The organism is Tardiphaga sp. 619_E2_N8_4, assembly GCF_051810905.1.
Classification (GTDB): domain Bacteria; phylum Pseudomonadota; class Alphaproteobacteria; order Rhizobiales; family Xanthobacteraceae; genus Tardiphaga; species Tardiphaga robiniae.
The window spans coordinates 4,817,686-4,830,431 of record NZ_JBPWQJ010000001.1 but is presented as its reverse complement, the minus strand read 5'-3'; the positions used below and the strand labels follow the sequence as shown (position 1 = coordinate 4,830,431).

The window sequence follows — 12,746 nt, the reverse complement described above, 5'->3', positions numbered from 1 at the left end:
GAGCCTACCGTTCGGAGGTTGTCCGAAGCTGGACGCAAGGGCCGTGCCGTCGTCGCCCCGCCTGGCCCGGCGAGGACCCGAGGCTTAACGCGGCGCGTTGTTCGGCAGGAATTGCGGGCCGACGGTCCGGATCTGGCCAGGAGTGGACGGTGTCGCCGGCTGCGCGGGAGCCGCTGCTGCAGGCGCCTCCGGTGCTGCGCCCTTCTTCAAGGCGGCAGGCGTGCCCTTTTGCGGCTGCGACATCCGCTTGGCACGTTCCTCGGTGACGATGATGTCGCCATTCTCCGCTGCCGATTTGTCGTCGACATTCTTCAACGCTTCGGACCAGGTCTGGCCTTGCGCCTTGCAGGAACACGACGGATTGAATTCGGTGCGATACTTGAAAGCGTTCGGCGACGACGAATAGGGCTGCCCCGAAACCGAGACGGCCGAGTTCATGTCCTCGCCGGGATTGCGATAGGTGAACAGGTTGGCGTCGGAGGCCGGGCAGAGATTCTTGCAGGTCCGCTCGTCATCGCCGAAACGCGCCGGGATCGTCGCGAACGAGATCGGGAAATAGAAGCCATCGCAGGTGCGCACGCAGACGGTCCGATAGGTGCCGGACGGAACGGGCGACATATTGCCGTCCAGCGGCGGTGCGCCGGGGCTTGGCTCGTTGTTGCCGAACAGATTGCTCAGGAAGCCGCCGGGGCCTGAGTTCTGTGGCGCCGCGCGCTGCGCAGCGGCGGCGTATTGCGGGCCGCAATTGTTCTGCGCGAGGGCCAGCAGCACCGAGCGGCGCTGGGTATCACGGTCCGAACTGCCGGGCGTGCCGACGCGCAGGCGTTCGAGATTGCTGGTGATCTGATCCAGATTGCCGCGCATCTGCTGGATCTGGTTGTTGACCGGGCCGCACTGCTGCGACTGGCCATTGAACAGCGAGAAGAAGCCGGAACTGTCGCAGCCCATCCGCTTGGCCTGCGCTGAGACGCGGTCGAGCTCGCTCTGCTGCTTGGACGCGGCGTCCTCATAGCGGCGAAGCTGTTCGGCGCGTGCGGGATCGAGGCCGTTGCCGCGATCGATGGTCGCGAGCTGCGCCTCGAGGCGCCCGCACATCGGATTGGCAGAACCCTGCTGCTGCGCCTGGCTTGGCGGATAGACCTGCTGCGCAGGATAGGCCGGTGGCGGTCCGTTCTGCGCCGATGCAGGAGTGCCCAGCGACAGCGCACCAACCAGTGCGGCACCAACAAAAACCCAGCGAGAAAGGGAAGCAGTCACAGTGTCAGACATATCCGGCCAATGCGCGAGTCAGAAGCGAGCGAGACAGAAACAAGCGGGGTGGTGCGGCATCGCGCGTCGATACCGCCGCCAACCTCTCGCCGACGTTGCCAGACGCGCGCGATGAAAATGCGGCGGCGAACGCGGCTTTCCATAGCTGCTTCTCGCGGCAGGGTCACGTCGTTTCCGGGGCCTCACTGTGGCCGCAAGCGTGACGCGAGAAAGTCGCAGGCCGCGGGATGTCAGCGCTGGCAGGTAATCGCAACGAATTCGTCGCATTTGCCGTGATGGCAGGCGCTGCCTGACGTCGGGACCGAGCCGGTCACTTCATCGGGATCGACGCGGCGATAGGCGACGGCCTGGTCGAAGGCGCGCGATTTGCAATAGGACAGGGCGGCATGCGCGCCGCACTTCTCGCCGCGGGCGAGGCACTGGTCGATACCGTAACCGTCAGACTGGTTGGCGATGATGAAGACGCGGGAATCGGCAAAGGCCGAGGAAGCGGCCAGAACAAATGCCGCTGTCAGAACGACTGAAATGGATTTCATAACTCACCGAATGAATGAGGAAATTCGCCCTCATTCGATACGCCCCAAAGATTAATAATCATTAACCATGGGCGGCGTAGCGATGGATTGAGGCCGAAATCAGCCCTTTGCGGCATAGTTCCACACCCTTGACGGGCCACCTGGGGTTGCCCCATGGTGCCCCGATGAACGGTTCTCTCGCCATTTGTGGCATTTGCCGCGAGATTAAGAGCTAGCGATTCGCTGGCTGAGGCCGTCTTTGTCTCAACGAGATCAATCTCAAGAGGGATGAGAGGACGCCCGGCCGCAAGGGACGGACATCCATGGAACTGCGCCTTTACGACACTCTGACCCGCGAGAAGCGCGTCTTCACGCCGATCGATGCCGACAACGTCCGGATGTATGTCTGCGGGCCGACGGTCTACGACTTCGCCCATATCGGCAATGCGCGTCCGGTGATCGTGTTCGACGTGCTGTACCGGCTGCTGCGATACGTCTACGGAGTCGACAAAGTCACCTATGTCCGCAACATCACCGACGTCGATGACAAGATCAACGATCGCGCGTTGCGCGACTTTCCGGGCCTGCCGCTGAACGAGGCGATCCGCCGGGTCACCGAGACCACGGCCAATCAGTTTCAGGCCGACGTCGCAGCGCTGGGCTGCCTGTCGCCGACAGTGCAGCCGCGGGCGACGGACTTCGTGCTGCCGCGCCCCGACGGCAAGACCGACATGGTGACGCTGATCAGGGAATTGATCGCGCGCGGCCACGCCTACGAGGCTGCGGGCGAAGTGTTGTTCGACACCCAGTCGATGGCCGACTATGGCGCACTCTCCGGCCGCAAACTGGAAGATCAGCAGGCCGGTGCGCGCGTCGCAGTCGATGCGCACAAGAAGCATCCGACCGACTTCGTGTTGTGGAAGCAGTCATCCGCGGAAGAGCCCGGCTGGGACAGTCCGTGGGGCAGGGGCCGTCCGGGCTGGCACATCGAGTGCTCGGCGATGGCGGAGGCCTATCTCGGCACGATCTTCGACATTCATGGCGGCGGCCTCGACCTGATCTTCCCGCATCATGAAAACGAAATCGCCCAGTCGCGCTGCGCGCACGGTACGCATGCGATGGCGAATTACTGGATGCATAACGGCTTCCTGCAGGTCGAAGGCGAGAAGATGTCGAAGAGCCTCGGCAACTTCTTCACGATCCGTGAACTGCTGCAAGATTGGCCGGGCGAAGTGCTGCGCCTGAACATGCTGAAGACACACTATCGTTCGCCGATCGACTGGACCGTGAAAGGTTTGGAAGAAAGCGCCAAGACGCTCGATGATTGGTATTGGGTCGCAGCGGATGCAACAGGTGGCGACGTCTCCGACAAGGTGATGGAGCCGATGTTCGACGATCTGAATACGTCGCTGGCTGTTGCGGCGTTACACGGTCTTCGCAACAGTGCGGCAGCAGGCAATGACGGCGATCGCAGCCAATTTGCAGCGTCACTGCGTGCGCTCGGTTTCCTGTCGGAAACGGCAGCAGAGTGGAATGGACGCAAACAACAGGCCAGCGGGATCGATGCAGCAAAGGTCGATGGTTTGATTGCGGATCGTACAGCCGCACGGGCCCGCAAGGACTTCAAGGAGTCGGATCGTATTCGCGACGAACTTGCCGCCATGGGCGTCGTCATCAAGGACTCGAAGGAAGGCACCACCTGGGAGATTGCGCGATGAGCCGACCCGACACACCGTTTCCAAAGCACTGGAAATATTACATTGCGCTGAAGTGGGCGCTGATCGTCGGCGCGATCGCGCTGGCACTGAAGCTGGTGGATTTCTGGTGAGCGCGATGGGCGAGGCGAAACCGGCACTGCGGCCGTTCCTGCCGGATGACACCGCGATTGCGGCTGCGATCTATGTGGCCAGCATCGAGGAATTGACGGGCGAAGACTACAGCGAAACGCAGCAGGAAGCCTGGGCCGCCACAGTCGACGACGAGGTGGCGTTCGGCAAGCGGCTGGCGTCGCAACTCACGCTGATTGCGACATTGGACGGCGTGCCGGTCGGCTTCGCATCGCTGAAGGGCGCCAACCATATCGACCTGATCTACGTGCATCCGAATGCCGCCCTCCGGGGGGTGGCATCACTGCTGATCGATGCGATCGAGAGGCTGGCCGGTGCGCGCGGCGCAAAGCTGCTGACCGTCGATGCCAGCGACACCGCCGAGCCTTTCTTCAAGAAGCGGGGGTATATCCCGACACAGCGCAACAGCGTGCCTGTTAATGACGAGTGGCTTGCCAACACCACGATGCAGAAGACGCTGGGTGAATCCGGGGCGTCCTAAATCGAAGAAGGCAGGGGAGGAAGACCGGTGATTGATCACATCTCCATCGCAGTCAGCAATCTCGAACGTGCCGTGCCTTTCTACGAGCGCAGTTTCGCGCTGCTTGGCATGACCCGACTGGTAACACGTCCCGCAATGGTCGGGTTCGGCAAGACCTATCCCGAAGTCTGGCTCAATCTGCGTGCAGGCATGGCGCCGCTACCGCTTGATAGCGGTGTGCATCTTTGTCTGCGCGCGAGGACGATGGATGAGGTTGATGCGTTTTACGCGGCAGCCACGGCCGCCGGCGGCGTCTCGGAAAGCGCGCCCTCGCTGCGGCCGCATGATCGCGTGCGCTACTATGCGACTTTCATCGCCGATGCCGATGGTAATCGCATCGAGGTGGTGACGTTCCCGAAGGACGACGCCACCACGCCGTAGCAGGTCTCAGAGCCGCGTCGCGACGTCCGGAGCCAGCTTCTTGGCTTCGTCGGAGGCCAGCGCCGCAGCGGTGCGGAGCCGGGGCAGGATGTCTTCGGCACGGTCGGCCGTTAGCACGTCCAGCGGCAGTGTCGGCCGGATGAAGGCGGTCGAGCGCATGTGCTTGAGCAGCTCAAGCAGCGGTTCCCAGAAGTTATCGATATTGGCCATCAGGATCGGCTTGCTGTGGCGGCCGAGTTGCTGCCAGGTGAGCTGTTCGACTAGCTCTTCCAACGTGCCGATGCCGCCGGGCAGGGCGACGAAGGCATCCGATCGCTCGAACATCAGCCGTTTGCGCTCATGCATGTCGTGGGTAACGATCAGTTCCTGGGCGGCGGTCAGCGCGTTTTCGCGCTTGGTCAGGAATTCCGGGATGATGCCGGTGACCCGTCCGCCATTGTCCAGCACGGACTTGGCGACCGCGCCCATCAGGCCGATGGAGCCGCCGCCATAGACCAAGCCAATGCCTTGCTCGGCCATGATCTTGCCGAGCGCGACCGCTGATTCGACGAAACTGGGATTGGTACCGGGGCCGGAGCCGCAATAGACGCAGATCGTTTTAATTGTGCTCATGGAATCCATGTGGCACTGCGGGATAACAGCGTCAAGACACGGAATGAACGCGATACGGGAAATTCCTGCCCGGGACACCTCTCCGCAGGGAAAAGAATGCTCCGCGAGGGTGCGACGTTCCGGCAAAGCGCCTATATGCATTCTAATGAAATCGACCTCCATTTTGAGCCGGCCCCGGGCCGCAGCTCCGTTCGTTCCAGGCGCCGTGCATGTCTGATTCCGATCCCGCACTGAACGACGAGACAGTTCCTAGCCCGGCCCATATCGAACGCGGCACCCTGTTCGGAACGCTCGCCCATTTGTGGCCCTATATCTGGCCGGGCGACCGCGACGACCTGAAGATGCGCGTCGTCTGGTCGATGCTGCTGCTGCTGGTCGCCAAGGCGGCCACCCTGACAGTGCCGTTCACCTTCAAATGGGCGATCGATGCGCTGACCGGCGCCGATACGGCTCCCGTCCAGTCCTCGAACTGGACGTTGTGGCTGATCGCATCGCCGGTCGCCATGACCGTTAGCTACGGCGCCATCCGCGTGTTGATGGCGATCTTCACGCAATGGCGCGACGGCATCTTCGCCAAGGTGGCGATGCATGCGGTGCGCAAGCTGGCCTATCTCACTTTCGTTCATATGCATGAGCTGTCGCTGCGCTTTCATCTGGAGCGCAAGACCGGTGGTTTGACGCGCGTGCTCGAACGCGGCCGCGCAGGCATCGAAGTCATCGTGCGGATGGTGATCCTGCAACTGGTGCCGACCATCGTCGAGCTGTTGCTGGTGATGGGTGTGCTGCTGTGGCAGTTCGACTGGCGCTATGTGCTGGTCGTGGCGATCACCGTGGTCGTCTACATGTACTATACGTATCTGGCGACCGAGTGGCGCATCGCCATCCGCCGCAACATGAATGAGTCCGATACCGAAGCGAATACCAAGGCCATCGACTCGCTGCTGAACTACGAGACGGTCAAATATTTCAGCGCTGAAACGCGCGAGGCCGAGCGCTATGACAAGACCGTTGAGCGTTTCGAGCGCGCCAGCGTCAAGACCTATACGTCGCTGGCTGTGCTCAATACCGGGCAGGCAATCATCTTCACGCTCGGTTTGACATCGACGATGCTGATGTGCGCGGTCGGCGTGCGCAACGGCACCCACACGGTGGGTGATTTCGTCATGATCAACGCCATGATGATCCAGCTCTACCAGCCGCTGAATTTCATGGGCATGGTGTATCGCGAGATCAAGCAGGCGATCATCGACATCGAGAAGATGTTCGGTGTCCTGAACCGCAATCCGGAAGTGAAGGATATTCCAGGAGCCAAGCCGCTGCTGGTGACGTCAGGTGCTGTGCGCTTCGACGACGTGCGTTTCGCCTATGACCCGGAGCGGCCGATCCTGAAGGGGCTCTCCTTCGACGTGCCGGCCGGCAAGACCGTCGCCATCGTCGGCCCGTCGGGCGCCGGCAAGTCGACGATCTCGCGACTGCTGTTCCGACTGTATGATGTGTCGGGCGGAACGATCTCCATCGATGGCCAGAACATCCGTAATGTCACGCAGGCCTCGTTACGCCAGTCGATCGGCATGGTCCCGCAGGACACCGTGCTGTTCAACGACACCATCCGCTACAACATCCGCTATGGCCGCTGGGACGCGACGGACGAAGAGGTCGAGGAAGCCGCCCGCATGGCGCAGATCGACCCGTTCATCCGGATGTCGCCGAAGGGCTACGAGACCGAGGTCGGCGAACGCGGCCTGAAACTCTCCGGCGGCGAGAAGCAGCGCGTGGCCATTGCACGGACCGTGCTCAAGGCGCCGCCGATCCTGCTGCTCGACGAAGCGACGTCGGCGCTCGACAGTCACACCGAGCAGGAGATCCAGGACGCACTGGAGAAGGTTTCGCAGGGCCGCACCTCGCTGGTGATTGCGCATCGGCTGTCCACCATCGTCGGCGCCGACGAGATCATCGTGCTCGATCAGGGCCGGATCGCCGAGCGCGGCACCCATGGCCAGTTGCTGGCCGCGGGCGGTCTCTATGCCAGCATGTGGAACCGGCAGCGCGAGGCCCAGGAGGCCCGTGAGCGGCTGGCCCAGATCGGCGACGATGCCATCGCCCCCAATCGCACCCCACCGCCGGTCGATGACGACCGGCTGATGACGCCTGACGCGGCGGAATAATCTCTGCTAAAGCAGGGCCAGATTCTGCCCGAACCCAGGTTTTAAGCACCCATGTCCATCGCAAATTCCATCCGTGGCCAGATCCCGCCGATCCACAAGGAAGGCTATCCGTTCATTGGCGCCTTTGCGCTGGCGAGCCTGGTGCTGTTCTGGATTTGGACGCCGCTGGGCTGGATCGGCACGGTCCTGACCGTCTGGTGCGCGCTGTTCTTTCGCGATCCGGTGCGCGTGACCCCGACTCGCGAGGGTGTCGTGGTGTCGCCCGCCGACGGGAAAGTATCGATGGTTCAGCCGGTGCTGCCACCGGCTGAACTCGGCCTCGGCGATCAGCCGCTGCTGCGCATCTCGGTGTTTATGAGCGTCTTCAACGTCCACGTGAACCGCAGCCCGGTGGCTGGCCGGATCGAGCGCATTGCCTATCGGCCGGGCAAGTTCATCAATGCCGAGCTGGACAAGGCCAGCGAGGACAACGAGCGCAATTCGCTGGTGATTTCGACCCCCGGCGGCCGGATCGGCGTGGTGCAGATCGCCGGGCTTGTGGCGCGCCGGATCGTGTCCTTCGTGCGCGAGGGCCAGACCCTGAGCGCTGGCGAGCGCTTTGGCCTCATTCGCTTCGGCTCCCGGCTGGATATCTACCTGCCGGAAGGCAGCAAGGCGCTGGTGGCCGTGGGGCAGACCGCGATTGCTGGTGAGACCGTGCTGGCCGATTTCCGGATCGGTGACGGCGGCCGCACATACCGCGTCGATTAACCCCGATTTCCTGCCGCTTTGAGCGGCAGGACGCCACAATGGCGGAGCAGGGTGGGATTTGCTAGGATCACGCCATGCAAATGCCTCCTGACCAGTCTCCCGAGACGCGCCGCCGCCGGTTCCGGACCATTCCGATCCGGATGCTGGTGCCGAACATGATCACGCTGCTGGCGATCTGCGCCGGCCTAACGGCGATCCGCCTGTCCACCGAGGGGCGGATGGAACTTGCCGTGGCGGCCATCGTGTTCGCCGCCGTGCTCGATGGCGTTGACGGCCGTGTCGCCCGCATGATCAAGGGCCAGTCCAAATTCGGCGCCGAACTCGACAGCCTGGCTGACTTCGTCAATTTCGGCGTGGCGCCTGGCCTTATCCTGTATTTCTGGCAGCTCCACGATCTCAGCAATGCCGGCTGGATCGCCGCGATGGTGTTCGCCATCGCCGGCAGTCTGCGGCTGGCGCGTTTCAACGCCACCATGGACGATCCGGACAAGCCGGCTTTTGCGGCCAACTTTTTCACGGGCATGCCGGCGCCGCTGGGCGCGCTCACCGTGATGCTGCCGATCTATCTGGGCTTCCTGGGCATGCCGATGCCGCCGGCCATCCTGACGACCCTCTACACGCTGCTGGTTGGCTTCTTGATGGTGTCGCGGCTGCCGGTGTTCTCCGGCAAGGCCGTGAACATGCGGGTGCCGCGTGAGCTGGTGCTGCCGGTGTTCGTCGGCGTCGTGCTCTTCATCGCGCTGCTGATCGGCTACCCCTGGCACATCCTGTCGGCGCTCTCGATCATGTATCTGCTGAGCCTGCCGCTGGGCTGGAAATCGTATCGCGATCAGGAACGTGCGCTCGCCGCGCAGTCGGTGGTCCCTGTCGATCCGGCGGCGCCCAATGCATCGCCGCCCTATACGCCGGGTGCACCAGAGATCGCACCGGATGATCGGCCCGCACGCCTGAACTGATTATCCATCTCGCGAACAATTCATGCAGCCGCTTTCCCCTGCGATAGCAGCCAGGACGAAAGCGGCTGCATTTCGTTTTGGGCATGCAGTGAAGTCGGCTATATCCGGAGTCACTCAGCGACGACGACGTCCCGCGAAGACGGGATGCGATAATCACACACAGGAGAAACGCCGTGACGAATTCCGCGACCGGTCCGCTGCCCGCATCCGTTCTGGAAGCACTGGGCCGCTACGACACGCCGACCATCTGCAATGCGATGGAGATCGTCGCCCCCGATCGCCGGCTGATCGGCTACACCACGCGTCCGCTGGTTTGTCCGTTTCCCAATCTGCCGCCCATCGTCGGCTATGCGCGCACCGCGACCATTCGCGCGACCATGGCGTCCGGTCTGCCTGCCGCGGAGCAGAAGGCGCGGCGGCTCGCTTACTACGACTATGTCGGTACGGGCATCGGTCCGCGCATCAGCGTGATCCAGGATATCGACGGGCCCGACGCGGGCTATGGCGCGTTCTGGGGCGAGGTGAACAGCGCCGTCCACAGGGCGCTCGGTTGCCTGGGTGTGGTCACCGATGGCTCGATCCGCGATATCCCGCAATGGGCACCGGACTTCCAGGCGCTCGCCGGCACGATCGGTCCGTCGCATGCGCATGTGCATGTGAGCGAGTTCGGCAATGAAATACGCGTTGCCGGCATGAGTGTCCGTTCGGACGATCTGATCCATGCCGATCAGCACGGCGCGGTTGTGATCCCGCTCGATGTCGCCGCGAAACTGCCGGAAGCGGCGGAGCTGTGCGGGCGGCGCGAGACACCCATTCTCGATATCGCGCGCAGCCCGTCATTCACGCTCGAGAAGCTGAAAGAGGCGATGGCGCGCTCGTCGGAAATACACTGAAATCCGGGGCTATTAAGACTAACGATAAAGGTTAGATGCCGATCAACCCGAACCAGCTCCGGTTGCTTGCGCGGCCGGAGGGCTTCGGGCTAACTGCCGGTTCCGCCGTTAAAACGGACATTGGAGACGGTATTGCCTCAGACCAAGGATATGAAGAAAGCCTGGAATGAGCGTGCAAATCGTGACCCGTTCTTTTACGTCGAGACCGAGCTGTGGGATCACGATCCCGAAAAATTCTTCGCACTCGGTCGCGAACGCGCGACGCTGCTGATCGATCCTGTTCTCGCAAAATATGCAGTTGATCCCGCCGGCAAGACGGCGGTCGATATCGGCTGCGGTGTCGGACGTTTCACGCAGGCACTTGGCCGGCGTTTCACCAGGGCTGTTGGCATCGATGTGTCCGACGTCATGGTGGAAAAGGCCAAGGCGGCGGCAGCGGCGTTCAGCAATCTCGGCTTCGTCGCCGGCAATGGCGTCGTGTTTCCCTTGGCGTCCGAAACTGCGGATTTCGTGTGGTCATATGAGGTCTTTCAGCACATGCCGTCGCATGACGTCGTGAAGGCCAATCTGGTCGAGGTTGCCCGCATCCTGCGTCCATCCGCGCTTGGACTCATTCACTTCCGAACGGCGCACGAATATCCGACGATCCTCTGGCATATCGCCAAGTTCGTCCCGACACCTGTCATCCAGAGGATCAAGGCGCTGCTCGGCAAGGATCCGCTGACGGCGGATACGTCGTGGCGCGGTGCAAAGCCGTTGCCGAAGAATACGATCGCCGACTTCTGCGTGGCCGCCGGCCTCAAGCCGATCGAGTTTCTCGATGACCCGACCCACGCGCCGGGGTCACGTACCTTCGTGGTCGTCCAGCGCGCTGTTTGACGCAGCACAATCATCCTCAATCTGTCTGCTGAACGAACTTTCCGTATCGTTCCACGCGTGCTCGCACGTCATTAATCTGTCGTTAATGAACCGTGAAGCGGTAACGCGTCCTTAATCGCAGTATCGCTAAGGTACCTTCGCGCGGCCTGATCTCGAGGCGTGCCGCCGTCCAGGACGGGCGTCGTTCGATACGTGTATAGCGTCGGAGTTGACATGGATATCACAACACTCGTCGGTTTTGTCGCTGGCATCATTGTGCTGTGTACCCTGGTCCTCATGGGCGGCAGCTTCGGGATGTTCTACGACATCCACGCCGTCATCATCATTTTCGGTGGTTCGTTCGCCGCGACGCTGATCCGCTTTCCGCTCTCGTCCATCCTTCACGGCATTCCTCTCGGCGCCAAATTTGCATTTACGCTGAGCCGCCTGAACGCGCGTGATCTCGTTGACGAACTCGCCCGCATCGCGGAAATCGCGAGGAAGCAGGGACCGGTCGGACTCGAAAAAGTCGAAACTGATGACGCATTCCTCGCCAAGGGAATCCGCTTCGTTGCCGACGGTTACGACCTCGAATTCATCCGCGACAATCTTGAGCGCGACCGCGACAATTTCCTCATGCATCTCGACGAAGGGTCGAAGATCTACCGCGCCATCGGCGATTGCGCGCCGGCCTTCGGCATGATCGGCACGCTGCTCGGCATGGTGCAGATGTTCTCGAACATGTCCGATCCGTCCAAGCTCGGACCGTTCATGGCTGTCGCGCTGCTGGCGACGCTGTATGGCGCGATCGTCGGCAACCTGATCTGTTTGCCCATCGCCGACAAACTGCACGTCAAGGTGCTCGATGAGGAGACCAACCGCACGCTCATCATCGACGGCATCCTGATGATCCGCGACTCGAAGAGCCCGGCGCTGGTCCGCGAAATGCTGCTGGCCTATCTGCCCGAGAAGCACCGCCATGACGAAAGTGAGCCGGTCCCAGCGTAACACACTGGAGGCAGGCTCGGAGCACGTCCGATGGCGAAGAAAAAACGCGGAGAAGCACACGGCGGCCATGGCTGGTTCGTGACCTTCGCCGACCTGATGGCGCTGCTGCTCAGCTACTTCGTCATGCTGGTGGCATTCTCCAGCCCTGATGGCGCCAAACTCAAGATCGTTGCCGGCTCGGTTCGCGAAGCATTCGGCGTGCAATCCGATGCGCGTTATTCAGGTGTGATCGAATCCGATGGTCTGCCGACGCGCGGTCAGACGAAGAACAAGGACCATGTGTCGCCGGACGATGCGTCGAACATCACCAGTCCGAGCGAGAAGGGCGGCCGTCCCGCGGGCGCCAAGCTGAAGATGGACCGCGAATTCGCGCTCGCCTCGGCATCACTGCGGCAGGCGCTGCAGGACATGCCGGAGATCAACGAGATCTCCAAGAACATCATGTTCGAGGAGACCAAGCAGGGCCTCAATCTGGAAATCATCGACCAGAACGGCCGCTCGATGTTTGCTGACGGATCCAAGGTTCCTTATGAGCGCACCCGTCTGCTGCTGCAGAAACTCGCCGGGCCGCTGAAGGCAACGCCGCTGCGCGTGGCGATCGTCGGTCACACCGCCGCGGGTTTCGTGCCGGCGCGCAGCGAATATGATGCATTCGATCTGTCGGCCGATCGCGCCAATGTCGTTCGGCAGATTCTGGAACGGGAAGGCCTGCCGTCGTCCCATATCTTTTCGGTATCAGGCAAGGCAGACAGCCAGCCGCTGTTTCCCGATGATCCGACCATGGCTGCCAACCGGCGGGTGACCATTACGCTGATGCGGGAAGACCCCCCGCTGCCGCCAAACCTCAAGCCGTAAAACAGTCAATTCCTTTTTTACTGCTCCAGCCTCTTTTTTTGCTGGGCAATGCCGATTTTTGCTGCGCTCCCGATAAGCGATCTGCGGCAGTATAGGCTAGTGTCCCGGTTGACTGGC

13 protein-coding genes are annotated in these 12,746 nt (G+C 62.1%); 10 read left to right on the top strand and 3 right to left on the bottom strand.

Going from position 1 to position 12,746, the window contains the following annotated elements; all coding sequences use genetic code 11:
• Nucleotides 1-84 precede the first annotated feature (84 nt).
• Nucleotides 85-1,269, bottom strand: coding sequence for a DUF2865 domain-containing protein (locus AB8A23_RS23250; protein ID WP_231080940.1), 1,185 nt, complete (start codon nucleotides 1,267-1,269; stop codon nucleotides 85-87).
• A gap of 230 nt (nucleotides 1,270-1,499) precedes the next feature.
• A complete protein-coding gene (locus tag AB8A23_RS23245; protein ID WP_089267154.1) occupies nucleotides 1,500-1,805 on the bottom strand; it encodes a hypothetical protein in 306 nt (101 codons plus the stop codon).
• 302 nt (nucleotides 1,806-2,107) lie between these two features.
• On the opposite strand from AB8A23_RS23245, the gene cysS reads away from it, so the two are divergent.
• The 3 genes from cysS (at nucleotide 2,108) to AB8A23_RS23230 (ending at nucleotide 4,532) form a co-directional block, all read left to right on the top strand.
• Nucleotides 2,108-3,502 (top strand): cysteine--tRNA ligase, encoded by a 1,395-nt coding sequence (gene cysS, locus AB8A23_RS23240; protein ID WP_439058095.1) that lies wholly within the window; start codon nucleotides 2,108-2,110, stop codon nucleotides 3,500-3,502.
• A gap of 115 nt (nucleotides 3,503-3,617) precedes the next feature.
• Entirely contained in the window at nucleotides 3,618-4,112 is a 495-nt protein-coding gene (locus tag AB8A23_RS23235) for a GNAT family N-acetyltransferase (RefSeq protein ID WP_439060473.1), read from the top strand.
• 27 nt (nucleotides 4,113-4,139) lie between these two features.
• The gene (locus tag AB8A23_RS23230; protein WP_439058096.1) at nucleotides 4,140-4,532 is read left to right on the top strand and encodes a VOC family protein; all 393 of its coding nucleotides are present in this window, start codon (nucleotides 4,140-4,142) and stop codon (nucleotides 4,530-4,532) included.
• Nucleotides 4,533-4,538: 6 nt separating this feature from the next.
• On the opposite strand, the gene AB8A23_RS23225 is transcribed toward AB8A23_RS23230, so the two are convergent.
• Nucleotides 4,539-5,144 carry a TIGR00730 family Rossman fold protein gene (locus tag AB8A23_RS23225; RefSeq protein WP_089267321.1) on the bottom strand — a complete coding sequence of 202 codons (606 nt, stop codon included), beginning with the start codon at nucleotides 5,142-5,144 and terminating at the stop codon, nucleotides 4,539-4,541.
• Nucleotides 5,145-5,353: 209 nt separating this feature from the next.
• Between AB8A23_RS23225 and AB8A23_RS23220 the strand changes: the two genes are divergently transcribed.
• From AB8A23_RS23220 to AB8A23_RS23190, 7 genes are all read left to right on the top strand, one after another.
• Entirely contained in the window at nucleotides 5,354-7,309 is a 1,956-nt protein-coding gene (locus tag AB8A23_RS23220) for an ABCB family ABC transporter ATP-binding protein/permease (protein WP_439058097.1), read from the top strand.
• 51 nt (nucleotides 7,310-7,360) lie between these two features.
• Nucleotides 7,361-8,059 (top strand): phosphatidylserine decarboxylase, encoded by a 699-nt coding sequence (locus AB8A23_RS23215; RefSeq protein ID WP_068730577.1) that lies wholly within the window; start codon nucleotides 7,361-7,363, stop codon nucleotides 8,057-8,059.
• Between the two features lie 80 nt (nucleotides 8,060-8,139).
• Entirely contained in the window at nucleotides 8,140-9,015 is an 876-nt protein-coding gene (gene pssA / locus AB8A23_RS23210) for a CDP-diacylglycerol--serine O-phosphatidyltransferase (protein WP_439060474.1), read from the top strand.
• A gap of 173 nt (nucleotides 9,016-9,188) precedes the next feature.
• On the top strand, nucleotides 9,189-9,908 hold the full coding sequence (locus AB8A23_RS23205) for an RraA family protein (protein ID WP_309944514.1): 720 nt from the start codon (nucleotides 9,189-9,191) through the stop codon (nucleotides 9,906-9,908).
• A 132-nt stretch (nucleotides 9,909-10,040) separates the two neighbouring features.
• Nucleotides 10,041-10,787: a class I SAM-dependent methyltransferase gene (locus tag AB8A23_RS23200; protein WP_439058098.1), complete on the top strand. Its 747-nt coding sequence runs from the start codon at nucleotides 10,041-10,043 to the stop codon at nucleotides 10,785-10,787.
• Between the two features lie 213 nt (nucleotides 10,788-11,000).
• Nucleotides 11,001-11,774 (top strand): motility protein A, encoded by a 774-nt coding sequence (locus AB8A23_RS23195; protein WP_068730581.1) that lies wholly within the window; start codon nucleotides 11,001-11,003, stop codon nucleotides 11,772-11,774.
• A 30-nt stretch (nucleotides 11,775-11,804) separates the two neighbouring features.
• Nucleotides 11,805-12,629 (top strand): OmpA/MotB family protein, encoded by an 825-nt coding sequence (locus AB8A23_RS23190; RefSeq protein WP_068730582.1) that lies wholly within the window; start codon nucleotides 11,805-11,807, stop codon nucleotides 12,627-12,629.
• Nucleotides 12,630-12,746: the final 117 nt, after the last annotated feature.

Bases quoted from the DNA above. Each gene is read 5' to 3' on its own strand.
- AB8A23_RS23220 (WP_439058097.1), top strand. From the start codon at position 5,354: ATGTCTGATTCCGATCCCGCACTGAACGACGAGACAGTTCCTAGCCCG.
- AB8A23_RS23245 (WP_089267154.1), bottom strand. From the start codon at position 1,805: ATGAAATCCATTTCAGTCGTTCTGACAGCGGCATTTGTTCTGGCCGCT.
- AB8A23_RS23190 (WP_068730582.1), top strand. From the start codon at position 11,805: ATGGCGAAGAAAAAACGCGGAGAAGCACACGGCGGCCATGGCTGGTTC.
- AB8A23_RS23195 (WP_068730581.1), top strand. From the start codon at position 11,001: ATGGATATCACAACACTCGTCGGTTTTGTCGCTGGCATCATTGTGCTG.
- cysS (WP_439058095.1), top strand. From the start codon at position 2,108: ATGGAACTGCGCCTTTACGACACTCTGACCCGCGAGAAGCGCGTCTTC.
- AB8A23_RS23215 (WP_068730577.1), top strand. From the start codon at position 7,361: ATGTCCATCGCAAATTCCATCCGTGGCCAGATCCCGCCGATCCACAAG.
- AB8A23_RS23235 (WP_439060473.1), top strand. From the start codon at position 3,618: ATGGGCGAGGCGAAACCGGCACTGCGGCCGTTCCTGCCGGATGACACC.
- AB8A23_RS23225 (WP_089267321.1), bottom strand. From the start codon at position 5,144: ATGAGCACAATTAAAACGATCTGCGTCTATTGCGGCTCCGGCCCCGGT.
- pssA (WP_439060474.1), top strand. From the start codon at position 8,140: ATGCCTCCTGACCAGTCTCCCGAGACGCGCCGCCGCCGGTTCCGGACC.
- AB8A23_RS23250 (WP_231080940.1), bottom strand. From the start codon at position 1,269: ATGTCTGACACTGTGACTGCTTCCCTTTCTCGCTGGGTTTTTGTTGGT.